This is a genomic window from Novosphingobium colocasiae (genome assembly GCF_014652555.1).
GTDB classification, from domain to species: Bacteria; Pseudomonadota; Alphaproteobacteria; order Sphingomonadales; family Sphingomonadaceae; genus Novosphingobium; species Novosphingobium colocasiae.
Map to the genome: position 1 here is coordinate 257,857 of NZ_BMZA01000002.1, position 25,491 is coordinate 283,347.

24 protein-coding genes and 1 tRNA gene are annotated in these 25,491 nt (G+C 64.8%); 16 read left to right on the forward strand and 9 right to left on the reverse strand.

The annotated features are described in order from the left end of the window. Window positions 1–16 precede the first annotated feature (16 nt). The gene (gene panB / locus IE122_RS05020; RefSeq protein ID WP_189620008.1) at window positions 17–886 is read right to left on the reverse strand and encodes a 3-methyl-2-oxobutanoate hydroxymethyltransferase; all 870 of its coding nucleotides are present in this window, start codon (window positions 884–886) and stop codon (window positions 17–19) included. Between the two features lie 109 nt (window positions 887–995). On the opposite strand from panB, the gene IE122_RS05025 reads away from it, so the two are divergent. The 10 genes from IE122_RS05025 to IE122_RS05070 all read left to right on the forward strand — a co-directional run bounded on the left by IE122_RS05025 (window position 996) and on the right by IE122_RS05070 (window position 13,107). After that, window positions 996–2,549 (forward strand): amino acid permease, encoded by a 1,554-nt coding sequence (locus IE122_RS05025; RefSeq protein WP_189620009.1) that lies wholly within the window; start codon window positions 996–998, stop codon window positions 2,547–2,549. Between the two features lie 136 nt (window positions 2,550–2,685). Beyond that, a complete protein-coding gene (gene radA / locus IE122_RS05030; protein ID WP_189620010.1) occupies window positions 2,686–4,053 on the forward strand; it encodes a DNA repair protein RadA in 1,368 nt (455 codons plus the stop codon). 13 nt (window positions 4,054–4,066) lie between these two features. Next, a complete protein-coding gene (locus IE122_RS05035) occupies window positions 4,067–4,624 on the forward strand; it encodes a CvpA family protein (protein WP_189620011.1) in 558 nt (185 codons plus the stop codon). Between the two features lie 8 nt (window positions 4,625–4,632). Further along, the gene (locus IE122_RS05040) at window positions 4,633–5,046 is read left to right on the forward strand and encodes an iron-sulfur cluster assembly scaffold protein (protein WP_189620012.1); all 414 of its coding nucleotides are present in this window, start codon (window positions 4,633–4,635) and stop codon (window positions 5,044–5,046) included. Window positions 5,047–5,115: 69 nt separating this feature from the next. Further along, window positions 5,116–6,780 carry an MFS transporter gene (locus IE122_RS05045; RefSeq protein ID WP_189620013.1) on the forward strand — a complete coding sequence of 555 codons (1,665 nt, stop codon included), beginning with the start codon at window positions 5,116–5,118 and terminating at the stop codon, window positions 6,778–6,780. Then, a complete protein-coding gene (gene alr / locus IE122_RS05050) occupies window positions 6,770–7,813 on the forward strand; it encodes an alanine racemase (RefSeq protein ID WP_189620014.1) in 1,044 nt (347 codons plus the stop codon). The genes IE122_RS05045 and alr overlap by 11 nt, the downstream gene beginning before the upstream one ends. Window positions 7,814–7,910: 97 nt before the next feature. Next, window positions 7,911–8,468 carry a polyhydroxyalkanoate synthesis repressor PhaR gene (phaR, locus tag IE122_RS05055; RefSeq protein ID WP_189620015.1) on the forward strand — a complete coding sequence of 186 codons (558 nt, stop codon included), beginning with the start codon at window positions 7,911–7,913 and terminating at the stop codon, window positions 8,466–8,468. 95 nt (window positions 8,469–8,563) lie between these two features. Beyond that, window positions 8,564–10,102: an aminoacyl--tRNA ligase-related protein gene (locus tag IE122_RS05060; RefSeq protein ID WP_189620016.1), complete on the forward strand. Its 1,539-nt coding sequence runs from the start codon at window positions 8,564–8,566 to the stop codon at window positions 10,100–10,102. Between the two features lie 83 nt (window positions 10,103–10,185). After that, entirely contained in the window at window positions 10,186–10,770 is a 585-nt protein-coding gene (locus IE122_RS05065; protein ID WP_189620017.1) for a DUF805 domain-containing protein, read from the forward strand. Window positions 10,771–10,830: 60 nt separating this feature from the next. Then, window positions 10,831–13,107, forward strand: coding sequence for a ribonuclease R family protein (locus IE122_RS05070; protein ID WP_189620234.1), 2,277 nt, complete (start codon window positions 10,831–10,833; stop codon window positions 13,105–13,107). Between the two features lie 255 nt (window positions 13,108–13,362). Here IE122_RS05070 and IE122_RS05075 read toward each other — a convergent pair whose 3' ends face one another. Continuing rightward, window positions 13,363–13,818: a universal stress protein gene (locus IE122_RS05075; RefSeq protein ID WP_189620018.1), complete on the reverse strand. Its 456-nt coding sequence runs from the start codon at window positions 13,816–13,818 to the stop codon at window positions 13,363–13,365. 163 nt (window positions 13,819–13,981) lie between these two features. Between IE122_RS05075 and IE122_RS05080 the strand changes: the two genes are divergently transcribed. Genes IE122_RS05080 through lpdA form a run of 4 tightly spaced genes read left to right on the forward strand, consistent with a single transcriptional unit; the run spans window position 13,982 to window position 17,500 of the window. After that, window positions 13,982–15,280: a pyruvate dehydrogenase complex dihydrolipoamide acetyltransferase gene (locus IE122_RS05080; protein WP_189620019.1), complete on the forward strand. Its 1,299-nt coding sequence runs from the start codon at window positions 13,982–13,984 to the stop codon at window positions 15,278–15,280. Window position 15,281: 1 nt separating this feature from the next. After that, window positions 15,282–15,689 (forward strand): acyl-CoA thioesterase, encoded by a 408-nt coding sequence (locus tag IE122_RS05085; RefSeq protein ID WP_189620020.1) that lies wholly within the window; start codon window positions 15,282–15,284, stop codon window positions 15,687–15,689. A 13-nt stretch (window positions 15,690–15,702) separates the two neighbouring features. After that, a complete protein-coding gene (locus IE122_RS05090; RefSeq protein WP_189620021.1) occupies window positions 15,703–16,083 on the forward strand; it encodes an acyl-CoA thioesterase in 381 nt (126 codons plus the stop codon). A 4-nt stretch (window positions 16,084–16,087) separates the two neighbouring features. Continuing rightward, window positions 16,088–17,500, forward strand: a complete 1,413-nt coding sequence (gene lpdA / locus IE122_RS05095; protein ID WP_189620022.1) for a dihydrolipoyl dehydrogenase — start codon at window positions 16,088–16,090, stop codon at window positions 17,498–17,500. Between the two features lie 76 nt (window positions 17,501–17,576). Here the strand turns inward: lpdA and IE122_RS05100 are convergent, their stop codons facing one another. From IE122_RS05100 to IE122_RS05130, 7 genes are all read right to left on the reverse strand, one after another. Beyond that, entirely contained in the window at window positions 17,577–17,897 is a 321-nt protein-coding gene (locus IE122_RS05100) for a PilZ domain-containing protein (protein ID WP_229813773.1), read from the reverse strand. A 149-nt stretch (window positions 17,898–18,046) separates the two neighbouring features. Beyond that, a complete protein-coding gene (locus IE122_RS05105) occupies window positions 18,047–18,562 on the reverse strand; it encodes a GNAT family N-acetyltransferase (protein ID WP_189620023.1) in 516 nt (171 codons plus the stop codon). A gap of 93 nt (window positions 18,563–18,655) precedes the next feature. Then, window positions 18,656–20,125 carry a helicase HerA domain-containing protein gene (locus tag IE122_RS05110; RefSeq protein ID WP_189620024.1) on the reverse strand — a complete coding sequence of 490 codons (1,470 nt, stop codon included), beginning with the start codon at window positions 20,123–20,125 and terminating at the stop codon, window positions 18,656–18,658. 85 nt (window positions 20,126–20,210) lie between these two features. Beyond that, window positions 20,211–20,621: a low affinity iron permease family protein gene (locus IE122_RS05115; RefSeq protein WP_189620025.1), complete on the reverse strand. Its 411-nt coding sequence runs from the start codon at window positions 20,619–20,621 to the stop codon at window positions 20,211–20,213. 383 nt (window positions 20,622–21,004) lie between these two features. Beyond that, window positions 21,005–22,237, reverse strand: coding sequence for a DNA adenine methylase (locus IE122_RS05120; RefSeq protein WP_189620026.1), 1,233 nt, complete (start codon window positions 22,235–22,237; stop codon window positions 21,005–21,007). Continuing rightward, window positions 22,230–23,021 (reverse strand): hypothetical protein, encoded by a 792-nt coding sequence (locus tag IE122_RS05125; RefSeq protein WP_189620027.1) that lies wholly within the window; start codon window positions 23,019–23,021, stop codon window positions 22,230–22,232. The genes IE122_RS05120 and IE122_RS05125 overlap by 8 nt, the downstream gene beginning before the upstream one ends. Before the next feature lie 36 nt (window positions 23,022–23,057). Next, a tRNA-Ser gene (locus IE122_RS05130) sits at window positions 23,058–23,147 on the reverse strand. A 308-nt stretch (window positions 23,148–23,455) separates the two neighbouring features. On the opposite strand from IE122_RS05130, the gene IE122_RS05135 reads away from it, so the two are divergent. Both IE122_RS05135 and IE122_RS05140 read left to right on the forward strand, forming a co-directional pair. After that, window positions 23,456–24,490, forward strand: coding sequence for a lytic murein transglycosylase (locus tag IE122_RS05135; RefSeq protein WP_189620028.1), 1,035 nt, complete (start codon window positions 23,456–23,458; stop codon window positions 24,488–24,490). Further along, window positions 24,474–25,442: a septal ring lytic transglycosylase RlpA family protein gene (locus IE122_RS05140; RefSeq protein WP_189620029.1), complete on the forward strand. Its 969-nt coding sequence runs from the start codon at window positions 24,474–24,476 to the stop codon at window positions 25,440–25,442. Before IE122_RS05135 ends, IE122_RS05140 begins: the two co-directional genes overlap by 17 nt. Window positions 25,443–25,491 lie beyond the last annotated feature (49 nt).

Consider the following 25,491-nt stretch of genomic DNA (forward strand, 5'->3'; position numbering starts at 1 on the left):
GAGGGCTCCCTCCTGGCTACTTGGGCTGGTAGGTCTGTTCCACGCCGGGGAAGGTGCGGGCGCGGACTTCTGCGGCATAACTCCCGGCAGCGCCCGAAATGAGCCCGGCGAGATCTGCGTAGCGCTTCACGAAGCGCGGGACCCGATCGAACATGCCGCACATGTCCTCGGTCACCAGCACTTGCCCGTCGCACAGGGCCGAGCCGCCGATGCCGATCGTCGGGCAGGCGACCGCCTGGGTGGCGGCGATAGCGATCGGTTCCACGACTCCTTCGATGACGATGGCGAACGCGCCCGCGTCGTCGAGCGCCTTGGCATCGGCAACGATCTTGTCGGCTTCGGCATCGCTGCGCCCGCGCGCGTTGTAGCCGCCGAGCAGGTTGACCGCCTGCGGCGTCAGGCCGACATGGCCCATCACCGGAATGCCCCGCGCGGTGAGGAAGGCGACCGTTTCCGCCATCGCCGCCCCGCCTTCGAGCTTGACCCCGGCGCACCCGGTTTCCTTGAGCAGCCGCGCCGCGCTCTCGAAGGCCTGCTGCGGGGATTGCTCATAGGCACCGAACGGCATGTCGACGATGACGACGGCATGATAGCTGCCGCGCACCACCGCTGCGCCGTGCGCGGCCATCATGTCGAGCGTCACCGGGACGCTGGACGGCAGGCCGTAGATCACCTGGCCAAGACTGTCGCCGACGAGCAGCAGATCGCAGTGCGCATCAAGCAACTGGGCCTGCCGCGCGGTGTAGGCGGTGAGCATGACGATCGGCTCGACCGTCACGCCGTCTTTCTTGCGGCGACGGATGGCGGGGACGGTCAGCCGCTTCATCGGTGCGGGGGTGGGATTGGCGCGACTGGTCGCGGTGTCGAGCTGGAAGGTAGTGGACATGGGAAGGGTTCTAGGCAAAGCCGGGGACACCGGCAAGCTAGGGTCTTGCCAAGCGGCTGCACTGCTATAGCCTCCCCGTCTTGTTGCGCAGTTACCCGGGGACCACTGCATGTTCGGACGCGTGAAGCCGCTCGACGCCATTCTGGCGACGGCAGAGAAGAAATCCCTCCACCGCTCGCTGGGACCTGTGCAACTGACTCTGCTGGGCGTTGGCGCGATCATCGGCACCGGCATCTTCGTGCTGACTGCCGAAGCGGCGCAGAAGGCCGGGCCCGGCATGATGTGGAGCTTCGTGATCGCCGGCTTCGTCTGCGCGGTCGCGGCCTTGTGCTATTCCGAACTCGCCTCGATGGTTCCGGTCTCGGGCTCGGCATATACCTACACTTATGCGGTGATGGGCGAAGTGCTGGCGTGGATGGTCGGCTGGGCGCTGATCCTCGAATATGCCGTCGCCGCATCGGCGGTGTGTGTCGGCTGGTCGGGGTATTTCGTCGGCCTGCTGCGCGATTATGTCGGCATCACCATCCCGGATGCTTTCGCCAACGGGCCGTTCGCGGGGGGGCTGCTGAACCTGCCGGCGCTGGTGATCGGCCTGCTGGTGACCTGGCTGCTGATGATCGGCACCTCGGAAAGCGCCAAGGTCAACGCCGCGCTCGTCGCCATCAAGGTGGCGGCGCTCAGCCTGTTCGTCTTCGCCACCGCCAAATATCTGAACAACGGGCCCAACTTCACGCCGTTTACGCCGAACGGCTGGGGCATCATCGGCGTCGGCGGTGCCGCCGCTTCGATCTTCTTCGCCTATGTCGGCTTCGATGCTGTATCGACCGCAGCGGAAGAGACCAAGAACCCGCAGCGCAACGTGCCGATCGGTCTGATCGGCAGCCTGGCGATCTGCACCGTGTTCTACCTGCTGGTGGCCGGCGGCGCGATCGGCGCGATCGGCGCGCAGCCGGTAACCGGTCCCGGCGGTGAAGTGCTCGCCCCCGGTTCGGTCGAACTGGCCAACCAGTGCGCCGCGCTGGCCAAGGCAGGCCATGAGCCGCTGTCCTGCTCCAAGGAAGCGCTGGCGCATGTCCTCAAGGAAATCGGCTGGACGAAGCTGGGCGGAGTGATCGGTTTGGCGGCCGGGATGGCGCTGCCTTCGGTGATCCTGATGATGCTGTTCGGCCAGACCCGCATCTTCTTCGTCATGGCGCGTGACGGCCTGCTTCCCGAAAAGCTGGCCACCATCCATCCCAAGTGGAAGACCCCCCATATCGTTACCGGCATCACCGGTGTGTTCGTCGCCGTGGCGGCGGCGTTCCTGCCGGTGGGCAAGCTGGCGGACATTTCCAATTCGGGTACGCTGTTCGCCTTCTTCATGGTGGCGATCGCGGTGCTGGTGCTGCGCAAGACAGAACCGAACCGCAAGCGGCCGTTCCGCACCCCGCTGATCTGGATCACCGCGCCGCTGGCGATCATCGGCACGGTCTCGCTTTATTTCCTGCTGCCGTTCGACGCCAAGATGGTGCTGCCGGTGTGGGGCGTGCTGGGTCTGGCGATCTACTACGGCTACAGTCGCAGCCGTTCGCATGTCGGTCGCGGCCTGGTCGAGGTGCACGAGGCGGACAGCGATGTGCCACATTCGTCGGTTCCGCCGCTGCCGGGCGTCGACGTCGACTGATTACACGGACGGGCCCGGCGGTATTTGTCCGCGCCCGTTCACCATTTTTCCACAGGTTATCCACAGGTCTGTCCGTTGCGCGCGTGATGGAATGCGACCATTGCGTTCCTGACTTGTTCCCGTTACCGAAAGCCGCATGGCCAAGCCCAAACGCCGATATGTCTGCGAATCCTGCGGTAGCGTAAGCACCCGCTGGCAGGGCCAGTGCGCCGATTGCGGCGAATGGAACACGTTGGTCGAGGACACGCCCAAGACGGTGTTTTCCGCCAAGCACGATCTTTCCACCGGCGGCCGCTCGATCCGCTTCGAACCGCTCGACGCGCCGGGCGAGATGCCGGTGCGCCGCACCAGCGGCCTTGCCGAATTTGACCGGGCGCTGGGCGGCGGGCTGGTGCCCGGCTCGGCGATCCTGATGGGGGGCGATCCCGGCATCGGCAAATCCACCCTGTTGTTGCAGGCCAGCGCCCACATCGCCCGCGCCGGGGGCGAAGTCGTCTACATCAGCGGCGAGGAAGCGGCCGGGCAAATTCGTCTGCGGGCGGACCGGCTGGGCCTGTCCGGCGCGCCGGTGCGCATGGCATCGACCACTTCGGTCCGCGATATCCTGACCACGCTGGGCGAAATGGACGCGCCCGCGCTGCTGGTAATCGATTCGATCCAGACCATGCATTCCGACCAGATCGAAGGGGCACCCGGCACCGTCAGCCAGGTGCGCGGCTGCGCCTTCGAACTGATCCGCTATGCCAAGGAGAACGGCGTCACCCTGATCCTCGTCGGTCATGTCACCAAGGACGGCTCGATCGCGGGGCCCCGCGTGCTGGAGCACATGGTGGACGTTGTGATGAGCTTCGAGGGGGAGCGCAGCCACCAGTATCGCATCTTGCGCAGCCTCAAGAACCGCTTCGGCCCAGTGGACGAGATCGGCGTGTTCGCGATGGAAGGGGCGGGGCTGGCTGAAGTCGGCAACCCGTCGCTGCTGTTCCTGTCCGGCCGCGACGAACCGCTGGCGGGCAGCGCGGTGTTCCCGGCGATGGAGGGTACGCGCCCGGTGCTGGTCGAAATCCAGGCGCTGATCGTGCGCCTGCAAAGCGGGGCAACGCCGCGCCGCGCCGTGGTTGGCTGGGATAGTGGCCGTCTGGCGATGCTGCTGGCGGTGCTGGAGGCGCGCTGCGGCCTCAACTTCTCCAACGCCGAAGTCTACCTCAACGTCGCCGGGGGGTATCGACTGGCCGATCCGGCCGCTGATCTTGCAGTGGCGGCAGCGCTGGTTTCGGCGCTGGGTGACAAGCCGCTGGCCAATGATGCGGTGTGGTTCGGCGAAGTGTCGCTGGCGGGCGAGATCCGGCCGGTCGCGCATTCACCGATCCGACAGCGCGAATCGGCCAAGCTTGGCTTTGCGCGGGGTTTTGGCCCCGTTTCTGGGGCGGGAGCGGAAGCGGGCATGACTTTTTCGGGACTTGCGATGCTGCCCAACCTCGTTGACCGGATTCTCGGGCATGAGTAGTCTTGCGGCATCCATGACCGGTTTCGACATCGCCGTCCTTCTCTTCGTGGGCCTGACCGCCATCACCGGCTTTCTGCGCGGCTTCGTGCAGGAAGTGCTGGCGCTTGCCGCCTGGCTGTTCGCGATCTTCGCCATCCGCATGCTGCATACGCCGCTGAGCGAATTCCTGACCGGCTATGTCGGCACGGAATCGGGTGCGGCCGTACTGGCTTTCGCGCTGCTGCTGCTGGTGCCCTATGCCACCGTCAAGCTGGTGGCGAGCTGGGCCGGCCAGCGCAGCCGCCAGTCGCTGCTCGGCCCGGTCGACCGGGTGCTGGGCTTCGGGTTCGGCGCGGTGAAGGGGATCATCATCGTCGCGCTGGGCTTTTCGGTGCTGGTACTGGGCTACGATACCGTCTGGGGCCCGGACGGGCGGCCGGAATGGATCACCAAGGCGCGCACTTATCCCTTCGTCAACGCCAGCAGCGAGGCGATCGTCAAGATGATCGCGGAGCGGCGGCGGCAGGGTCTGGTGGGCGAGGACGCCGCTGACGCCGATAGCGATCCGGACACATCGCCCAGCGGCGAGTAAAGGAGCCCATGGCCACCGCCACCCTTTATACCCCGCAAGTTCTGGAACTGGCGACCGCGCTGGCGGGGTTCCCGCTGGATGCCCGGTTCGCCACGACGGCGCGGGCCCGATCGCCCAGTTGCGGCAGCACGATCGAGATAGGGCTGCTGTTCGACGCTGACGGTACGGTGACGCAAGTGGGTCTGCGCAGCCAGGCCTGCGCCATCGGCCAGGCTTCTGCGGCGATCTTTGCGCGCCACGCCATCGGCCGCTCCGTCGCCGAAATCCGCGATACCGCCCAAGCGGTCAGCGTGTGGCTGAAGGGGGAGGGCGCGATTCCGGCGTTCCCGGGCATGGAGGCGATCGCGCCGGCTCCCGGTTACCCTGGCCGGCACGGCGCGGTGATGCTGCCGTGGAATGCGGCACTGCAACTACTTCCCTAGCCCCGAACGCGCGGTTAGAGGCGTAGCACGCAACCGATCCGCGCAAGACCTGACCTGAGGGGGAATCCATTGGCCGACGCACACCCGCATCCGCCCGCGTCCGAACCGAGCGAGTCCGACATTCGCCTGGTGATCGCGGCCAGCTCTGCCGGCACCGTGTTCGAATGGTACGATTTCTTCATCTACGGAACGCTGGCCAGCTTCGTGGGCAAGGCGTTTTTCCCCAACGTCGGGCCGACGCTTCAACTGCTGCTGGTCTGGGCCGGGTTCGCGGTGGGCTTCGGGTTCCGTCCGCTGGGCGCCATCCTGTTCGGTTACTGGGGTGACAAGCTCGGCCGAAAATACACTTTCCTCGTCACGGTGACGCTGATGGGCATTTCGACCGCCGGCGTCGGGTTCATTCCGTCTGCCGAGACGATCGGGCTGTGGGCCCCGTTCACCGTGCTGATCCTGCGTATCCTTCAGGGGCTGGCGCTGGGCGGCGAATACGGCGGCGCGGCGATTTACGTTTCCGAGCATAGCCCGCCCAGCCGGCGTGGCTATTACACCGGTTACATCCAGTCGAGCGTGGTCGGCGGGTTCGTGCTGTCGCTGATCGTGGTGCTGACCAATGCGGCGATTTTCCCGGCCGATACCCTGTCCGCCTGGGGCTGGCGCGCGCCGTTCGTGCTGAGCCTGGCCCTGCTGGCGATCTCGCTGTGGATGCGGCTCAAGCTATCGGAAAGCCCGGTGTTTCTGGCGATGCGCGAACAGGGCGAAATCGCCGGTAACCCCTTCGTCGAAAGCTTCACCTATCCGGGCAACAAGAAGCGCATCTTCATCGCCCTGTTCGGCATCACCGGTATCCTGACGACGATCTGGTACACCGCGTTCTTCTCGGCGCTGTCGTTCCTGAAGGGGCCGATGCGGGTCGCGCCGGAAACGGTGGAACTGGTGATCGGCATCGCCGCGATCATCACCATGGCATTCTACGTGATGGTCGGCGCATGGTCTGACCGGGTCGGGCGCAAGCTGCCTTTGGTGATCGGCGCAGGGCTGACGCTGGCGCTGCTGTTCCCGATATTCTGGGGCATGGGATCGCTGGCCAACCCCGGTCTCCAGGCCAGCGCCAAGGCGGCACCGGTGATCGTCGCCGGCCCGGCGTGCAGCACCGATCCCTTCGCCGACCTCAAGGGCGTCAAGCAGAGCGAGTGCGGCAAAGTGCTCGAAACCCTCACCGCCAGCGGCGTGCCGTACAGCGTGCAGGACGCTCCGGCGCTCGCCGTCACCGTGGGCGGCAAGCCGGTGGCGATCGACCCGGCCTGGCTGGTTGACGATGCGGCGCTGCGCAAGGAGGCGGACAAGGCGCGCAAGGCGGGGCTGGAAGCGGTGCTGACCGCCAACGGCTTCGATTTCAACGTGCAGCACCCCGGGCTCGGCGCGTTGATCGGCATCGGCGCGCTGCTGACGGTGCTGGGCGCGCTATCGGGTTTGACGTATGGTGCCACCGCCGCGCAGTTGACCGAAATGTTCCCGCCGCAGATCCGCTACAGCTCGATGTCGATCCCCTATCACATCGGGGCGGGCTATCTCGGCGGGTTCCTGCCGCTGATCGCCAGCTACATCAATGCCCGCACCGGTGATGCCTATGCCGGGTTGTGGTATACTTGGGCGGTGGTCGCGTTCGGGCTTGTGGTGGCGATGTGGGGGCTTAAGGGCGGTCCGCCGCACGATTTCCGAGACGATGCTGACTGATCTTCCCGTCCCCGCACTCAGGCTGGACCTCGATGGCGATGCTCTCGCCGCCAACTGGCGCATGCTGGACCGGTGGTCCGGCGCGGCGCGGGCCGGGGCGGCGGTAAAGGCGGACGCTTATGGCGTCGGCGCGCATCGGGTCGTGCCGCTGCTGCGCGAGGCCGGCTGCCGCGATTTCTTCGTGGCGCACTGGCTCGAAGCGGCCGCGCTGGTCGATCTGCTCGATCCGCGCGAACTGGCGGTGCTGCACGGCCCGCTGTCCGATGCGGACTGTCGCTTCGCGCGCGAAAGCGGGGTTCGCCCGGTGATCAATTCGCTGGAGCAGGCCCGGCGCTGGCTGGCGCAAGGCGGCGGGTGGTGCGATCTGATGGTCGATACCGGGATGAACCGGCTCGGCGTGGCGATGACCGATCTGGCCGACGAAACGCTGCGCGGGCTTCAGGTCGATGTCCTGCATTCGCACTTGGTCGCTTCCGAAGACGAGGCCGGGCCTAACGAGCAGCAACGCCGCCGCTGGCGCGAGGCCTGCGCGATCGTCCCCCATCAACGCGCCGCGCTGGCCAACAGCGGCGGCATCGCGCTCGGCCCCGATTTTCATGGCGACCTGACCCGGCCCGGGCTGGCGCTGTATGGCGGGCATCCGAACGCCGCTTTCGACGGAAAAATCAGGCAGGTGGTCGTGCCCCGGGCCGCCGTGCTCCAGGTCCGCCGCATCGCCGCCGGAGAGACCGTCGGCTACAACGCGACCTTCACCGCGCCGCGCGCCATGCGGGTGGGCACGATCGCCATCGGCTATGCCGACGGATACTTGCGCTGCTGGTCCTCCAGAGGTGTTTTTCGCAATAGCGAGAAGCCCTTGCCGGTATTGGGCAGGGTCAGCATGGACATGGTCGTGATCGATCTGGATGCCGCGCCGGACCTGGCCGAAGGTGACTGGGTGAGCGCGGATTACGCGCTTCCCGAAGCCGCGCAGACCAGCGGCCTTTCGCAATATGAGCTGCTCACAGGGCTGGGCCGACGCTTTCAGCGTTAAATCTGGTTCGTTCCGGGTTTTGCTGCGCAGCAAATTGTGTTGCGTCGCGTCAAGCGGCGGTGTTAACGTGCGTGTTCGACAGGACTGGGGATAGGTCATGGCTGAAACGGCGTCGCACGACGACAATACGGTAATCATCAAGAAGTACGCTAACCGGCGGCTCTACAATACCCGCTCGTCCAGCTACATCACGCTGGATCACCTCTCGAAAATGACCCGCGAAGGGGTGGACTACAAGGTACTCGACGCCAAGACCGGGGCCGATATCACCCACACCATCCTGACCCAGATCATCATGGAAGAAGAATCGAACGGCGAGCAGATGCTGCCGGTCAACTTCCTGCGCGAACTGATCAGCATGTATGGCAACCAGATGCAGTCGCTGATCCCGCATTACCTCGAAGCGTCGATGGAAAACTTCCGCGCCAATCAGGCCAAGCTGGCCAAGGCGTTCGAGGACAGCCTGGGCAACAACCCGCTGGCGAAGCTGGCCGAACAGAACATGGCGATGTTCCGCGCCGCGTCCGCCGCATTCATGCCCGGTGGCGAAAAGCCCGAGACCAAGCCGGCCGGCGAAGAAGGCGGCGGCGATCTTGCCGCGCTGCGCGACCAGATGGCCGAAATCCAGAAGAGGCTTGACGCGCTGGGCAAATAAGCGCCAGCGAGGCGCCGACGGCGGGCATACCCGCCGCCGCGACATTTCGCGCGCCGGACGGTCCGGCGCGGCGCATTCAAGCAGGAAGAACATCCGTGTCCGCCATACGTCACGCCCTCTCGGTCAAGCGCGAGGACGACTTCGCCCAGTGGTATCAGGAAGTGGTTTCGGAGGCCGAGATGGCCGAGGATTCCGGCGTTCGCGGGTGCATGGTGATCAAGCCCTGGGGCTATGGCATCTGGGAACGCATCCAGCGCCGGATGGATGACCGGATCAAGGCCGCAGGCGTCCAGAACTGCTATTTCCCGCTGTTCATTCCGCTGTCCTACTTCGCCAAGGAGGCCGATCATGTGGAAGGCTTCGCCAAGGAAATGGCGGTCGTCACCCACCATCGCCTGATCGCGGGGGAGAAGGGCGGGCTGGTGCCCGATCCCGAAGCGAAGCTGGAAGAGCCGCTGGTGGTCCGCCCGACGTCGGAAACCGTGATCGGCGCGGCGATGGCGCGCTGGGTCCAGTCGTGGCGCGACCTGCCGCTGATGGTCAACCAGTGGGCCAACGTGGTGCGCTGGGAAATGCGCACCCGCATGTTCCTGCGCACCGCCGAATTCCTCTGGCAAGAAGGCCACACCGCCCACGCCGATCGTGCCGATGCCATGATCGAGACGCTGCGCGCACTGGAGATGTATCGCGATTTTGCCGAGACCGAACTGGCGATGCCGGTGATGACCGGCGAAAAGCCCGAGAACGAGCGTTTTCCGGGAGCCGTCGCCACCTATTCGATCGAAGCGATGATGCAGGACGGCAAGGCGCTGCAGGCCGGTACCTCGCACTATCTGGGCACCGGCTTCGCCGAGGCGGCGGGTATACAGTATCAGGATCGCGAAGGCGGCCAGCAATATGCCCACACCACGAGCTGGGGCGTTTCGACGCGCATGATCGGCGGCCTGATCATGACCCATGGCGACGATGATGGCCTGCGCGTGCCGCCGATGGTGGCACCGCACCAGATCGTGATCCTGCCGATGCTGCGCGATACGCCCGAGGACGATGCGCTGCTGGCGTACTGCGAAGACCTGCGCCGTGCGCTGGCCGCGCAGCAGGCCTGCGGCGAACCGGTGCGCGTGCTGCTCGACAAGCGGCCCGGCAAGGCCACCCAAAAGCGCTGGGCGTGGGTGAAGAAGGGCGTGCCGCTGATCCTCGAAATCGGCGGGCGCGATGCTGCCGGTGGGATGGTATCGATGCTGCGCCGCGATCGTCTGTGGAATGAGGCTGCCAAGGCCAACTTCGTGGCGCTGGCCAAGGATGATTTCACCGCACGCGCCGCCGGCGAACTGGAAGATATCCAGACCTCGCTCTATGCCGAGGCGGCGGCCCGGCGCGATGCCAATATCGCCCCGATCGCCGACTTTGCTGCACTGGAAGCGTTCTTTGCCGAGGATCAGCGCTATCCGGGTTGGGCCGAGGTCATCTGGTCACGGCCCAGCGGGGACGACCTTGAGGCCGTGGTCCAGCGGCTGAAGGCGCTCAAGCTGACGATCCGCAACACGCCGCTCGATGGCGAAGCGGTGACGGGGTCGTGCGTCTTCACCGGGCAGCCGGGCGTGGAGCGGATATACGTGGCGCGTTCCTATTAGGCCCGGGGAAGTTCTTGACATGAGGCCGTCGCCAGCATGACGTGGGGTGTATAGCGAACTTTGGGGATAAAGGGGCAAGCGGCATGTTCGAAGCGATCCGTTACAATCTGGCCGGACTTGCCAATTTCTCGGGCCGGGATTCGCGGTCCACCTTCTGGTTCTACATGCTGTTCCTGTTCGTTGTGTACATGATCCTGTCGGTTGTCGGCGGGCTGGTGGTGGCCGGGGGCATGATCGGCGGGGCCTTCGAAGCGGCGAAGGCCGGGGCTGATCAGGTCGAGGTCAACCGGCAGATCATGAGCCGGTTCGAAACCACCATCCGCATGTCGGCGTGGCTGAATGTTGTCGTGACCTTGGTCATTGTGGCACTGGTCGCCGCGTCGTTCACCCGGCGGCTGCACGATTCGAACAAGCCGGGCTGGATCGGGCTGGTCATCGGAGTGATCTACCTGGGTGCCTGCGCCTATACCGTCGGCACGATCGACGAGACGATTGCGTTGATGCACAAGGCGCAGTCGGGCGATGCGGCCACGGCGCAGGCGATGCAGGCACGGATGGCGGCACGTGGGCTGGCCGGCTGGGCCGCGCCGGTGCTGTTCGTGATCTTCGGCCTCTTGTCCTCCAGCGACGGCGACAATCGTTACGGTCCCGAGCCTGACCATCTGTGATCCGGGGGTGGATTGCTGCCCGCCCTTGCATTGCCGGGGCGCCCGTCCCATTGCGGCATGATGGCACCCCGTAACCGGCCCGCACCCGGCTTGCCCACCCGCAAGCAGATCCTCGACTTCATCCAGAATTCGCCGACGCCTGCCGGCAAGCGCGAGATCTCGCGCGAATTCGGGCTGAAGGGCAACGAGAATATCCAGCTCAAGGCGCTGCTCAAGGACATGGCGGAAGAGGGCCTGATCGACGGCAAGCGCACCGCCTTCCATAAGATGGGTGGTCTGCCCAAGGTCACCGTGCTGCGGATCGTCGATATCGACGAGGGTGAAGCGATCGCCGTGCCCGATAGCTGGCAACCCGAGGACGCGACCCCGCCGCCGCGTATCAGGCTGATCGAGAAAGGAAGAGGCAGCGCGCTCAGGAAGGGCGATCGGGTACTGTCGCGCACGGAGGAGACGCCGGGTGGCGGCTGGCGCGCCTACCCGATGAAGAAGCTGGAACTGCGCAGCGAACAGGTGCTGGGCGTGGTCGAGATCGACGGCGTGGGCAAGCCGTGGCTGGCACCGGTGGACAAGCGCATCCGCAATTCCTCTCCGATCTCCGATCTGGGGGGAGCCGAAAAGGGCGAACTGGTGCTGGCCGAGCCGACCGGCCGTTCGCTTCGTGCGGCGATGAAGGTGACCCAGGTGCTGGGCGAACCGCTGGCTCCGCGCGCGTTCAGCCTGATCGCGATCCACAAGCACGGCATCCCGTTCGCCTTCCAGACCGAGACGCTGGAAGAGGCGCAGCGGGCGGCGAGGACGGCGCTGAGCCCCGATCATCGCGAGGACTTGCGCCACCTCCCGATCGTCGCCATCGATCCCAGCGACGCGCGCGACCACGACGATGCGATCTGGGCGCTGCCCGATGGCGAGGGCGGTTTCGACGCGCTTGTCGCCATCGCCGATGTGTCCTTCTACGTCCGTCCCGGCGGTGCCCTCGATCGCGAGGCGAGGAAGCGCGGCAACTCGGTCTATTTCCCCGATCGCGTGGTGCCGATGTTGCCCGAGGTGCTGTCGGCCGATGTCTGCTCGCTGCGCGGGGGCGAGGATCGGGCGGCGATGGCCTGCCACATGAAGATCGATGCCGGAGGCAAGGTTACCGGTTTCCGCTTTACCCGGGCGCTGGTCCGCATCGCCGAAGTGATCGCTTACGAGGAGGCGCAGGCGCGCATCGACGGCACCGCGACCGCACCGGGCGAGGTGGGTCCTGATGTGCTGCCCAACCTGTGGGCGTGCTGGAAGGCGCTGGCCGCCGCGCGCGCGGCGCGCGATCCCTTGGAACTGGAACTGCCCGAGCGCCGGGTGAAGCTGGACGAACACGGCCGCATCACCGAGATCGCGCTGCGTGAGCGGCTTGACGCGCATCGCGTGGTGGAAGATTTCATGATCGCCGCCAACGTGGCTGCGGCCAAGGCGCTGGAGGCCAAGGTCGCGCCGGTTGTCTATCGCCTGCACGAACCGCCCAGTCGGGAAAAGCTGGTGGCGCTGAAGGATTACCTCGCCACCTTCGGCAAGAGCCTGGCGCTGGGTCAGGTCATCACGCCCGGTCTGTTCAACCGCATGCTCAAGGACGTGGCGGACGAGGGCGAGAAGGCGCTGATCATGGAGGCCGTGCTGCGCAGCCAGACGCAAGCCTATTACGGCCCGCGCAACGAAGGGCATTTCGGCCTGGCGCTCGGCTCCTATGCCCATTTCACCTCGCCGATCCGCCGCTACGCCGATCTGCTGGTCCACCGCGCGCTGGTCGACGCCTACCAGCTTGAACAGCCCCGGCCGCACGGCGATATCCCGCCGACGACCGGACTGGCCGAGCGCGATCGCGACGACCTGTCCCGCATTTCGGACGCGATCAGCCAGGCCGAACGCCGCGCCATGGAAGCCGAGCGCGAGACGATCGACCGCTACGTTGCCGCCTGGCTATCCGCCCGCGTCGGCGAAGTCTTTCAGACGCGCATCACCGGCGTCCAGAAGTTCGGCTTTTTCGCCACCATCGTCAGCCTTGGGGGTGACGGGCTGGTCCCGGTCTCGACGCTGGGCGACGAGCGGTTCGCCTATGACGAAAAGGCGCAAGTGCTAGAGGGCGAAAACAGCGGCACCCGCTATGCCGTCGGCCAGTTCCTGCCCTTGCGGCTTGCCGAGGCCAACCCGCTGACCGGCGCGCTCAAGTTCGAACTGCCCGAAGGAAGCGGCCGCATCGAACCGCGCGGTGCCCCGGTGGCGCTGAAGAAAAAGGGCAAGCATCTGGTCGGCCAGCGCGGAAGGCCGAAGAATATTCGCCATCAGGGGCGAGGCAAGCGTTAGCGGCCTGGGCTTTGCGCGAGGGCCGTCACCCTACCGGCCCGCCCCTGTATCTGCGGCGGAGGAGAACGGCGTGATGGACCCTGAAACAAGTTCAGGGTGACGATGTGGTGATGTTGCTGGTGTTGGCGGGCTCGGCATAACCTCACCCAACCCTGTCGTGCTGAACTCGTTTCAGCATCCATCGGGCCGCACAATCGTGGGTTGATCGGCGCGCGCCATATCGGCGGCGGTAGTACGGAACTTGTGAGGGCGTACTCAGCTCAACCTTTCGATTGCCTCATCCGAAAGGCCGCCGGGGATCACGAAAACCGGGCAGGTAAGGTGCGTCATCCCCGCTCCGGTGAAGTGGGCGACTAACGGTCCCGGCCCGCCCTCACTGGCAGCACCCAGAACCAGCGCGGAAACCTCCGGATGTTCCTCAAGGTATTTGCGCACCACCTTCACGTCCTCGCCGATCTTGACCGAGATCAGCGGCATCTTGGCACCCTGCGAGAGCAGGTTGCCCGCCGCGGTGGTCACCAGCGTTTCGGCGCGGGCGCGGGCTTCTTCCTCGATCGTGGCCTGGATGCCGCCGAAGGCGTTGAACGGCTGCGGCGGCACCAGCGCCAGCAGGTGGACGACGCCATCGGTCTTGGCGGCGCGCCGGGCGGCGAAGCGCAGCGCCACGCGCGCTTCGTCGGTTTCGTCAACGATGACCAGATAAACGCGCATGCCCTGCCTCCCTCTTGCGGCTTATCGGAGCAATCGGGGCTGCGCGCAAGCAAGGACGAATGCTCAGGTCCGGCACATGGCAACACTTGCGGGCCGAAGGTAAATTGTCCAAACAGGCACCCATTCCCGACCTTCCCCAGGAACAAGGACACAAAGCGCTTCCATGCCCATCGAGATCAAAATGCCCGCCCTTTCTCCGACCATGGAGGAAGGCAAACTGGCGAAGTGGCTGGTGAAGGAGGGGGACGCCGTCTCCTCCGGCGATATTCTCGCGGAGATCGAGACCGACAAGGCCACCATGGAATTCGAGGCCGCCGATGAAGGGACTGTCGGCAAGATCCTGATTGCCGAGGGTACCGAAGGCGTGAAAGTCGGCACCGTGATCGCGACGCTTTCGGGCGAGGACGACGGCGAGGCACCGGTGGCCAAGGCTGCGCCGCAGGAAGTGGCGGCGAAGCCGGCCGTGGACGCTGCGCCTGCACCCGCTCCACAGGCCGCTCCCGCGGCCAAGCCGGCTCCTGCACCTGTCCCCAAGGCGGCAGCGGGCAATCGCGTGGTGGCCTCGCCGCTGGCACGTCGGATTGCTGCGGCCAAGAACGTCGATCTCGCCTCGGTCACCGGATCGGGCCCGCATGGCCGGATCGTCAAGGCCGATGTCGAGGGCGCGTCCTCCGGCGCACCCGCTCCGGCGAAGCAGGCCACCGCTCCGGCTGCTCCTGCTATCGCCGCCGCGCCCGCTGCCGATGCTGCGGCGCTGGTCGATGCGCGGGTTCCGCATACGATCGATGCGCTTTCGGGCATGCGCAAGACCATCGCCCGCCGGCTTACCCAGTCCAAGCAGGAAGCGCCGCACATCTATCTTACGGTGGACGTGGTGCTCGATCCGCTGCTGGCGCTTCGCGCGCAGGTCAACGCGGCACTCGAACGGCGCGGGATCAAGGTGTCGGTCAACGACATGCTGATCAAGGCGCTGGGCCTTGCGCTGATCGAAGTGCCGGAATGCAACGTGGCTTTCGCCGGCAATGACATCATCCGCTACCAGCGCGCCGATATCTCGGTCGCGGTGTCGATCCCGAACGGGCTGATCACTCCGATCGTCACCAATGCCGATGGCCGGCCGTTCTCGCAAATCGCGCTGGCGACGCGCGATCTGGCCACGCGCGCCAAGGAAGGCAAGCTCAAGCCCGAGGAATACCAGGGCGGCACCGCTTCCATCTCCAACATGGGGATGTTGGGCATCAAGCAGTTCGCCGCCGTGCTCAATCCGCCGCAGGCCACGATCATGGCGATCGGCGCGGGCGAGCGGCGGCCCTGGGTGATGCCGGACGATACGCTGGGCGTGGCGACGGTGATGAGCGCGACCGGCAGCTTCGACCACCGCGCCATCGACGGTGCCGATGCGGCCCGGCTGATGCAGGCTTTCAAGGCGCTGATCGAAAAGCCGCTCGGCATGGTGGCCTGACATGGCCGCACCGGGGGATGCAACCGGCGCGGGTGATCTTGTCATCCGCGTTACCGCCATGCCCACCGATCTCAATCCCTATGGCGGCGTGTTCGGCGGCTGGCTGATGTGCCAATTGGCGCTGGGTGCCAGTTCGCTGGTGACGCGGCGCACCGGGCTGAAGGCGGTGGTCGTCGGCGCGACGGATTTCGGCTTTCCCGGCGTGATGCAGGTGGGCGACGAGCTCAATGTCTACGCCGAGATCAGGCGCGTCGGCCGCACCTCGATCACGGTGGCCACGCGCGGTTTCGGCCGGGCCCGCGCCAGCGAGGCTTGCGTCGAAGTCGCTAACGGCAGCTTCACGTTCGTGGTGCTGGGGGCAAACGACAGGCCGGTCGAAGTGGGAACGCTCGCTCCGGCACCCGGCTGAAGGAGACATGTCCATGGAGGAACAAGCACCCGAGCTGGTGATCCGCATCACGGCGATGCCGGCCGATGCCAATGCTTATGGCGATATATTCGGCGGCTGGCTGATGAGCCTGATGGACATGGGGGCCGGCCTGATCGCCGCCCGCCGCGCCCATGGCCGCGCGGTGACCGTGGCGATGGATGGCATGCAGTTCCACAAACCGGTCAAGATCGGCGACGAGGTGACGGTCTATGGCGAGCTGCGCAAGGTCGGCCGCACGTCGCTGATCATCGCGGTCGAGGCGTGGCGGCGCAACCGCCATGCGGAAGAGAGAGTGAAAGTGACGGAGGCGGTCTTCACCTTCGTTGCCATCGACGAGGCCGGGCAACCCCGCGCCATCGAACAGGAGTTGTGATTCAGTGGCTGATACTTACGACGTCATCGTGCTCGGTTCGGGTCCCGGCGGCTATGTCGCGGCAATCCGCGCCGCGCAGTTGGGCCTGAAGACCGCCATCGTCGAGCGCGAACTGCTCGGCGGCATCTGCCTCAACTGGGGCTGCATTCCCACCAAGGCGCTGCTGCGTTCGGCCGAGGTGTACCACCAGATGAAACACGCCAAGGCCTATGGCCTGACGGCGGAGAACATCAGCGCCGATATCGCCGCCGTGGTCGCCCGCTCGCGCGGGGTGGCCAAGCAGCTCAATCAGGGCATCACGCACCTGATGAAGAAGAACAAGATCGCGGTACACATGGGGACCGGCAAGCTGATCGGCACCGGCAAGCTGGAAGTGAGCGGCGACAAAGGCAAGGAAATCCTGAGCGCGAAGCACATCATCGTCGCCACCGGTGCCCGCGCGCGTGAGCTGCCGTTCGCCAAGGCCGATGGCAAGCGTATCTGGACATATCGCCACGCGATGACCCCGGCGGAACTGCCCAGCAAGCTGCTGGTCATGGGTTCCGGCGCGATCGGCATCGAATTCGCCAGTTTCTACAACGACATGGGCGTTGAGGTGACGGTGGTCGAAATGATGGACCGCATCGTCCCGGTCGAGGACAAGGACGTTTCGGCGTTCCTCGAAAAGGCGCTGACCAAGCAGGGCATGAAAATCCTGACGGGCGCGGGCGTGGAAGCGATCACCGCCGATGCCAAGGGCGTCACCGCGAAGATCAAGGGCAAGGACGGCAAGGTTGCCGATCACCAGTTCAGCCATGTCATCTCCGCCGTGGGCATCGTTCCCAATACCGAGGAGATCGGACTGGAGGCGGTGGGCGCGAAGCTGGATCGGGGGTTCATCCAGATCGACGGTTACGGCCGTACCGGCGTGTCCGGCCTGTGGGCGATCGGCGACTGCACCCCGGGTCCGTGGCTGGCGCACAAGGCGAGTCACGAAGGCGTCACCGCCGCCGAGGCCATCGCCAAGGAACTGGGCAACAAGGATGTCCATCCCCACGCGCTGGACCGGGCGAACATCCCCGGCTGCACCTATTGCCACCCGCAGATCGCTTCGGTCGGCCTGACGGAGGCCAAGGCGAAGGAGGCCGGGCACGATGTGAAGGTGGGCACCTTCCCGTTCATCGGCAACGGCAAGGCGATCGCGCTGGGAGAACCCGAGGGCTTCGTCAAGACGGTGTTCGACGGCAAGACCGGCGAACTGCTGGGCGCGCACATGATCGGGGCCGAAGTGACCGAGATGATCCAGGGCTTCGTCGTCGGCCGCACGCTGGAGACCACCGAGGCCGAACTGATGCAGACGGTGTTCCCGCACCCGACGATCTCGGAATCGATGCACGAAGCGGTGCTCGCCGCTTACGGGCGCGCGCTGCATATCTGACGCGCGTCGTCATTCGACCAAACGGAAGGGGCCGGCATCGCGCCGGCCCTTTTTCGTATCCGCTCGGCGGGCAGCGTCAGCCGCCGGCGACGCGGACCAGGTGTTCGAACACGACCTGATGCAGCGGCGCATCGAACTCGCAACCCACCGCGCCTTCGCGTGCCCAGCAGATGCGGGCGCTCAGCAACTGGATGCCGGGGATGCGGATGCGCAGCGGCACTTCCACGCGGTGATCGGGGAAGCTGGCGATGCGGAAGCCGCCGGGGGACAAGTCCTCCAGCCGGGCGCTGCGCCACGGCCGGGTGCCCTGGCGCACTTCACACTGGATGACCACTTCGGCGCGCGGCTGCCGTTCGGCCTGCCGGCCCTTGGCTCCCGTGATCCGTTCGTGATGCAAATCAGGTCTCCATCCAGCAGCCCGCGCGCTGCGGGGCGGTGGACCGTTCCTTGCAGCCGCAGTGGTTACCAGACGATTAGCGCCAGCGCACTTTGCGCAGTATGTTGCGCTTTATTTCCCGTTCCAAAGCAACGGGATACGCGAAAGGTTCAGCGGAACGATCTGGACAGCATCACCAGCGTCGGATCGCCGTCCACCGGCTGCGGCTCGAACCCCTTTTCGCGCTCCAGTTCGATCGCGGCGTGGTTGTCGCGGTCCTCGATGGAGATCACCCGGCGGACGCCGCGCGCTTGTGCCTGATGGGCCAGGAAATCGAGCATTGCCCAGCCCACGCCCTTGCCGCGATGATCGGCGCAGACCGACATCGCGATTTCTGCGGTGTCCAGCGGGCCGTCGCAGGCGAGCAGCGCCGAGGCGACGATCTCGCCGGTCTGGCGGTTGACCGCCAGCCACGATTCGCTGCGGAAGTGATCGGCATGGACCAGCGGTTCGAGCTGCTGGTGGCTGACATGGTGCGCGGCGGAAAAGAAGCGGAACCGGCGGTCTTCATCGGTCACACGATCGAAGAACGCGGCCAGCGCGGGCTCATCGGCGGCCTCGGCAACGCGCACGTCCAGTTCGATGCCGGCGCGCGTGGTCAGGCACAGGGGTTCGGCGAGGGACATCGGCAATCTCCATTGGGGGGATGATGCCTGCAGTCCTGACAGCGTTTGTGCGATGCGGCATTGATCGAACGCAATCGCGGCGAAATTTCGCGCCTAAGCCTCGACCGCGATGGTGATGACGCCCAGGTCCGGGAGGCTGACGGTGCGCTTGCCGGAAAAATCGGTGCGCACAACGATCAGTCCGTCCTTTTCGAGGTAATCGAGCAGGCGCTGGACCCGGCGCGGGCTGCTGGTGCCGTAGATGCGCGCCAGCTCACCATCATCCGGGCAGGGCCGCCCTTCCATCGCCGCCACCGCGATCGCATAGAACGGGGCCAGCGCATCGTCGGGGACATGCTTGGCCAGGTTGACGAGGTCTTCCCACTCCGGCGCATCGGGATCGGCGATCCCGGCCACGGCAGCGGCATAGCCCCGCCGGAACGCGGTCGCATCAAGGGTGCGCACCGAAATGCCCTTCATCCGGCAGCGGATCGTGAAATCCTGGAACAGCGCGGTGGAAGACTGGAACGCACATTCGGGATCGGCCGCCATGGCGTTGAGGATGGCGAGCAGTTCCTCGCGATCGGGCGGAGTGTCCGCCTCGGGCTCGCGCCGCGAGGGCAGGGGCACGGCCGCATCGGTGCCGGCGGCGATGCGGGCCCCGATATCCTCGGGCTCCACGCGCGGCGCACGCACCGGGCGGCTGAAATCGGGGCGCTCGGGCTCGACGTGGAGATTGTCGTGCAAAAGCTCGCGCAGTTCCTCGGTCGAGGCGGTGGGCAAGGGCACCAGGCCGGGCGTGACCGATTTCGCCCCGGTCCGCACATCGCCGATCTGGACCGAGACCGGCCGCCGGGCGATGGCCGGGCCCAGCCCCAGGAACTGCCCCCGCGCCAGATCGCGGATCGCTTCGGCCTGGCGGCGCTCCATGCCGAGCAGATCCGCCGCGCGGATCATGTCGATATCGAGGAAGGTGCGCCCCATCAGGAAGTTCGAAGCCTCGGCCGCCACGTTCTTGGCGAGCTTGGCGAGCCGCTGCGTGGCGATCACCCCGGCAAGGCCGCGCTTGCGGCCCCGGCACATGAGGTTGGTCATTGCCGCCAGGCTGACCCGGCGCGCTTCCTCGGACACTTCCCCGGCAGCGGCGGGCGCGAAGAGCTGCGCTTCATCGACCACCACCAGCGCCGGATACCACTGCTCGCGCGGCGCATCGAACAGCGCCGAGAGGAACTGCGCCGCGCATTTCATCTGCTGGTCGATCTCCAGCTCGTCCAGCGCCAGCACGACCGAGGCGCGGTGCTGGCGGATACGGGCGGCAAGCCGGGCGATCTCCGCCTCGCCATAGGCAGACCCGTCGATCACCACATGGCCGAACGCTTCGGCGAGGCTGACGAAATCGCCTTCCGGATCGATCACTACCTGCTGGACGATGCCGGCGCTTTCCTCGAGCAGCCGGCGCAGCAGGTGCGACTTGCCGGACCCGGAATTGCCCTGCACCAGCAGGCGGGTCGCCAGAAGTTCCTTGATGTCTATTTCGACCGGCTGGCCTTGCGGCGTGCTGCCGATGACGATGGATGCGCTCACCCGATGGTCCCTGCCAAATCGGAAGGGGGCGGCACAAGGCGGCGACAAAGGTTATCCCAAGGCGCGCACGGGGCGGGGGGAACCTTCAGGTGCGATCGAGCAGACGGCCCACGCTTTCATGCGCGGTCCTGGCCTTGCCGCCGTCCTCACCCACTTCCTTTTCCAGCGCATCGCGCACCTTCTCGACCTCGGCCGCAGTCAGATGCTCGATACCGACGAACTCCTCGCGCGCTTTGTCCACCGCGCGGATCAGCTCGTCGAGCTTGGCCTGCATGGCGGCGGCGTCGCGGTTCTGGCTGTTCTGGATGAGGAACACCATCAGGAAGGTGACGATCGTGGTCCCGGTGTTGATGATGAGCTGCCAGGTATCCGAATACTGGAACACCGGCCCGCTGATCCCCCACACGATGATGACGGCCAGCGCCAGCACGAAGGTCATCGGCTGCCCGGCGGCATCGGCAATGCGGGTGGCGATTTTGGTGAACAAGCGGTCCATGTGCGGTTTTCCCGTCTGGCGGAGTGCGCGGGGATAAACCGGTGAGAGGGGGGAAGGTTTCGTATGGCCGGCGGCAAGGGCGCGGGCGCCTTGGCGCTGTTCACCGCGCTTGCGCCGATCAAACCATGCGGGCGGCAGCCCGAAGTTTACAAAGGTTACACCTTGTAACTTTCATTTTTGGAGATTAAATCTTATATTTCAATATATTATCCATCAAAAGCGAAAGTTACACTTGTCATGCCGGAACGATCATTTCCGCTGCGAATAGCGACGATGCGAAAAGAGCGGCGCATGCGCGCAGGGGAAACCGTATCAGGGGGCGAGGGAGTAGGAAAGTTGTGCCTCTTCGACTCAATCGATAAGCGCCTCATAAGCCGGGCTACTTAGCCTTGCCAGCGCGCGGTCACGTCGTACTCGAACAGTGCCTTATTGCTGTTTCGTTTACGGATAATCTTTGATTCGACATCCGCATATCCCAGCATCTTCATTGAAGCGGAAAGAATGGCTGGAGTATCGACCAAATTCCCAAAAAATGTGGAGTTACCGACAATATAATGTAGCTGCGCGCCATTCTCTAGCGCGTTGGGCAGCGTTGACAAGTGAAGGTGCATATCATGGAAGTACTTTAAGACATACATAGCCAGGAGTTGGGCATTCTTTCCATCGCTTTTGGCAATATTTTCGACCGTATTAGTCAGGATTTTTGGAAGAATCTCCCCAGTTGATTCCCACGTATTTAGGCGACTTGTCGCGACGCCCCAAGTGCCGCCAATGGCCTTCCAATCCATTTCCCCGGCTTCGCGAGCTTCCTCAAGAAACTTCATCCAATACATGTAAGGGCGAAGCTCTCGAATATAGCTGATTCTATTTGGATATGGTGGCGAAGTGACGACGAGGCCAAAGCGCCGGTCCATCTCTGGAATCTGGCGAGCATCTATTTCGACTATCTCACCATGCCCCAGTATTTGGGCGTCGCAGGAAGCCAGAACAGTGTCCAAAATAGCGAGATAGAGGTCTGTTACGTGCTCGACTTCGTGATGTACCGTTCCAGAGGAAAAAGACATCGAGACATGATTGAATGCAGCAGAGGACGTTTCAATAACAAGTCGGCAGAACGTTACCCAAGCCAAGCCGTCCGTGCAATCTCCCGCAGGCTCGCCAAATTCTTTAACCAACCCGGCGCGCAGCGCCGACAGAACCTGCAGAGTCGATGAGGACCACCATCGCTCAATGTTGAAAAGTGGGGGCGTCCAATTGGTCTGCTTCAATAGAGCTGTAACAGCCTCAATTGACCGTTCGACACCTCTTCGAACCAAGGCGACATGTTCAGATGAATACGAACGACATTTTATATTTCCTAGCCATATCAGGAAAGGATTGATATCGAAGGAAAGCGCAGGATTGCCGTGCTCCGCAGCCGTCAGTGTGGTTGTTGCGGTGCCCGAAAAAGGGTCTAGCACGGCCACGTTGGGTGGGCTGGATGCAATGATTTCCTTGACCAATTTCACAGAGTAGGCGGGCGTGAGGCGAAGCCAACCGTGACGTCCTAGCGACTTGTTGTGCTTGAACGTCAAATCAGAGCGTTGCTTCACTAACGGGCGAACGAGTTCAAGCATTCAACAAAGCTTCCAGTGTTTCGTGAACTTCAGCTTTAATGACGGGCGAGTTGCGGGTAAAGAAGTCGGCGAGGTCAAAGTTCAATACCTCTTTGCAGAATGTGAATAGCGAAGCAGTGGAAGAGCCAGTTGGACGCCCAAACAGAATTCCACCGCGGCTATTCCGATATCGAAGCACGAGATCGCCATCAATTTGACCAGAGAATATCGCGAAGACGGGCATATAGCCTTGAGCCCATGCAACTGCGATGTTGTCTATGTCGCCATTTTGACGCTTGCTGTCTTTGCTTTTATACCCTTGCCGAACTTCGAACACCGCACCTTGGGTCGGAACCTCCGCTCCGAGCATGTCGCAATATTCTGCCACCCAAGCGTTGACCCGGGCTTTTACTTCAGCATCCTGTATGTCATCAAATTGGAGGCGACCATCAAGGGAAAGAGTTTTTTCCTTCCCCGCGCTTGTTTTGGTCGTGTAGGACCAAAAGGCGCTGTTGCGGTCCGCGTAACCCGTTGCGTCGATAATCATCTCTCGAAAGAGGTGTTCACACCCTTTGCCGATCTGACGATACACCGAGGTCATTCCACCGGCCGCCTTATGAGCGGCATACATCAGTTCGGAGTCTAGCCCGCACCACGCATAGAATGGGTCGGCACCATAGAGGTTCAAGAACTGCGGGAGCGAGACGCCTTCTTCCCGATTGCCCTGTCCAAATTTTGGCTTGTAGCGTCTGCAGACCTTCAAGGGGTCCAAGAACTTCTTCAAGAGTTCCTTTTCAGTGGCCACGCTCGATCCCCTCGGTTCGTTTTTGGTGCCATCGAATGGCGGAAGCGGTGGGATTCGAACCCACGATACAGTTGCCCGTATGCCAGTTTTCAAGACTGGAGCCTTCAACCACTCGGCCACGCTTCCACAACATTCAGCGGCTTGCCGCTGATGACTGGCTTATAGGTAATTTGCCACCTAAGCCGACCCAACGCTAACCCTCTGCCAACATTCTCCATTCACTCAAGCGCCGCCACAAGCTCCGGTAGCTTTCAAGACCGCTGCCTTAAACCACTCGGCCACCTGTCCGCGCAACCGCCAGCGCATAGCGTAATGAGGCGGCAGTGCAAGGGGTGGCGGTGCAGGCCAGACTTGCGGGGTGTCCCCCGTATTTTTCGGTCAGGCGAACGGCGGGGCGGTTTTCAGGAGCGCGCCGATGTGCGAACCTGCGGGCAATGTTTCGTGAATTTTCTCTCGCAAGGGCGCTGCGCCTTGCCGGTGCCGCTTTCGTCTCGCTGAGTGCCGGGCAGGCGGCCGAAGCCCAGAACCCGCCGGAGCCGTTCTCCACCTATATGCAGGCGGTGGCGGCGCGGGCGCGGGGCGAAGGGGTGAGCGACGCGACGATCACGACAATGCTGGGCGATCTGACGCCGAACGAACGGGTCGTCGCGCTCGATAGCGCGCAGCCGGGGCGGCAGGGGACGCCCCCTTCGATGAGCAGTTACCTCGCCAAGCACCTCGGCGCGTCGCTGGTGGCGCGGGGGCAGGCGCGCTATGCGCAGCTTGCGCCGATCATGCCGGGGATCGAGGCGCGCTATGGCGTGCCCGCCAAGATGTTGTTCGCGATCTGGGGGCATGAGACCAATTTCGGCAGCTATACCGGCGATTTCGACCTGTCGCGTTCGCTGGCGATGCTGGCTTGGGAAGGGCGGCGGCGCGATCTGTTCGAAGGGGAACTGATCGCCCTCCTCAAGATGGCCGACCAGGGCATCCCGCGCTGGAAGCTGAAGGGCAGTTGGGCCGGGGCCTTCGGCAATCCGCAGTTCCTGCCCAGCGTGTACCTGCGGCTTGCGGTGGATGGCGACGGCAACGGCACCCGCGATATCTTCGCCAGCCCGGCCGATACGGTCGCATCGATCGCAAACTATTTCCGCGATGCCGGATGGCGGCCGGGGCAGCCCTGGGGCGTGCGGGCATCGCTCCCCGAAGGCTTTGCCGTAGACTCGCAAGCCACCCTGCTGGCCGCGCCCAGTTGCGACCGCGTCTATGCCCGCCATTCGCGCTGGAAAGCGGTGTCGGAATGGCGCGCGCTGGGGGTGACACCGCTGGCCCCGATCGCAAGCGACGTGCAGGCATTCCTGTTCCAGCCCGATGGCCCCGGCACGGCGGCTTATCTGTTAACCGGTAATTATCGGGTCATCCTCCAGTACAACTGCTCTAACTACTACGCCTTGTCCGTGGGGTTGCTTGCAGATGAAATTGCCCAATAATGTTCGCTTGCCCGTCGCGGCGCTGATCTGTCTGGCCGCCGGGACGGCCATAGCGCGGGACCGGATCGAGCCTGCCCCGCTGCAGCCGACCGGCCCGGCGGCGGATTATCCGGTGGTGGTGGGGGAGCCGTACACGATCGGCTCGGTCACCTGGACACCGGTGGACCAGCTCAATTACGATGCCGTCGGCAATGCCAGCGTGGGCGCGGCCGATGGTGCCGGCATCACCGCCGCGCACAAGACCCTGCCGCTGCCCTGCTATGTCGAGGTGACCGCGCTTGACACCGGGCGCACGATTCTGGTGCGGATCGAGCGGCGGGGGCCGATGGTCAACGATACGCTGATCGACCTGTCGCCCGCCGCCGCCGCGCAACTGGGGGTGACACCGGGCAGCCATCCGGCGGTGCGGGTGCGCCGGGTCAACCCGCCCGAGCCGGAACGCGCGGCCCTGCGGCAGGGCGGCACCGCGCCGCTGCGCATGGATACGCCCGAACCGCTGCTCAAGGTGCTGCGCCGCAAGCTTGCCAGCCAGTCGCCGCTGCAACCGCCGCCGTCCACCCCGCCATCGATGCCCAAGCTGCCGACTGACGCGCCGGCGGTTCCCGCAGCACCGGTTGCCAAAGCGCCGAAACCTGCACCCAAGCCGGTCGCCCCGCCGTCGCCGGTTGCGGCGAAGCCTGCGGCGGCTCCCGTTGCCGCGGCTGCGCCCGCCGCTCCTGCTGCGGCTACCGCGCCCAAGGCGGCCAAGGGCACGCTGGTGGTGCAGATCGGCGCGTTCGCGTCGGAGGCCAACGCCCGCGCCTTGGCCGGTAAGCTCAACGCCAATGTCAGCCGCTCCGGCAAGCTGTGGCGGGTATACGCCGGGCCGTTCGCAAGTCGTGGACAAGCGAGCGCGGCGCTGGAGAAAGTGAAATCCGCCGGATATAGCGGCCTGATCCAGAGCGCGGACTGACGGCAAGCCCCGGCTTCCCACGTCCCCGCGCTTCCCCCGGCGCGGAGTA

Coding starts and splice junctions, on each gene's coding strand:
- IE122_RS05070 (WP_189620234.1), top strand. CDS start 10,831: ATGGCACCCCGTAACCGGCCCGCACCCGGCTTGCCCACCCGCAAGCAG.
- IE122_RS05080 (WP_189620019.1), top strand. CDS start 13,982: ATGCCCATCGAGATCAAAATGCCCGCCCTTTCTCCGACCATGGAGGAA.
- alr (WP_189620014.1), top strand. CDS start 6,770: ATGCTGACTGATCTTCCCGTCCCCGCACTCAGGCTGGACCTCGATGGC.
- IE122_RS05105 (WP_189620023.1), bottom strand. CDS start 18,562: ATGTCCCTCGCCGAACCCCTGTGCCTGACCACGCGCGCCGGCATCGAA.
- IE122_RS05135 (WP_189620028.1), top strand. CDS start 23,456: ATGTTTCGTGAATTTTCTCTCGCAAGGGCGCTGCGCCTTGCCGGTGCC.
- IE122_RS05115 (WP_189620025.1), bottom strand. CDS start 20,621: ATGGACCGCTTGTTCACCAAAATCGCCACCCGCATTGCCGATGCCGCC.
- IE122_RS05025 (WP_189620009.1), top strand. CDS start 996: ATGTTCGGACGCGTGAAGCCGCTCGACGCCATTCTGGCGACGGCAGAG.
- IE122_RS05140 (WP_189620029.1), top strand. CDS start 24,474: ATGAAATTGCCCAATAATGTTCGCTTGCCCGTCGCGGCGCTGATCTGT.
- IE122_RS05085 (WP_189620020.1), top strand. CDS start 15,282: ATGGCCGCACCGGGGGATGCAACCGGCGCGGGTGATCTTGTCATCCGC.
- IE122_RS05035 (WP_189620011.1), top strand. CDS start 4,067: ATGACCGGTTTCGACATCGCCGTCCTTCTCTTCGTGGGCCTGACCGCC.
- radA (WP_189620010.1), top strand. CDS start 2,686: ATGGCCAAGCCCAAACGCCGATATGTCTGCGAATCCTGCGGTAGCGTA.
- IE122_RS05065 (WP_189620017.1), top strand. CDS start 10,186: ATGTTCGAAGCGATCCGTTACAATCTGGCCGGACTTGCCAATTTCTCG.
- IE122_RS05075 (WP_189620018.1), bottom strand. CDS start 13,818: ATGCGCGTTTATCTGGTCATCGTTGACGAAACCGACGAAGCGCGCGTG.
- panB (WP_189620008.1), bottom strand. CDS start 886: ATGTCCACTACCTTCCAGCTCGACACCGCGACCAGTCGCGCCAATCCC.
- IE122_RS05120 (WP_189620026.1), bottom strand. CDS start 22,237: ATGCTTGAACTCGTTCGCCCGTTAGTGAAGCAACGCTCTGATTTGACG.
- IE122_RS05040 (WP_189620012.1), top strand. CDS start 4,633: ATGGCCACCGCCACCCTTTATACCCCGCAAGTTCTGGAACTGGCGACC.
- IE122_RS05090 (WP_189620021.1), top strand. CDS start 15,703: ATGGAGGAACAAGCACCCGAGCTGGTGATCCGCATCACGGCGATGCCG.
- phaR (WP_189620015.1), top strand. CDS start 7,911: ATGGCTGAAACGGCGTCGCACGACGACAATACGGTAATCATCAAGAAG.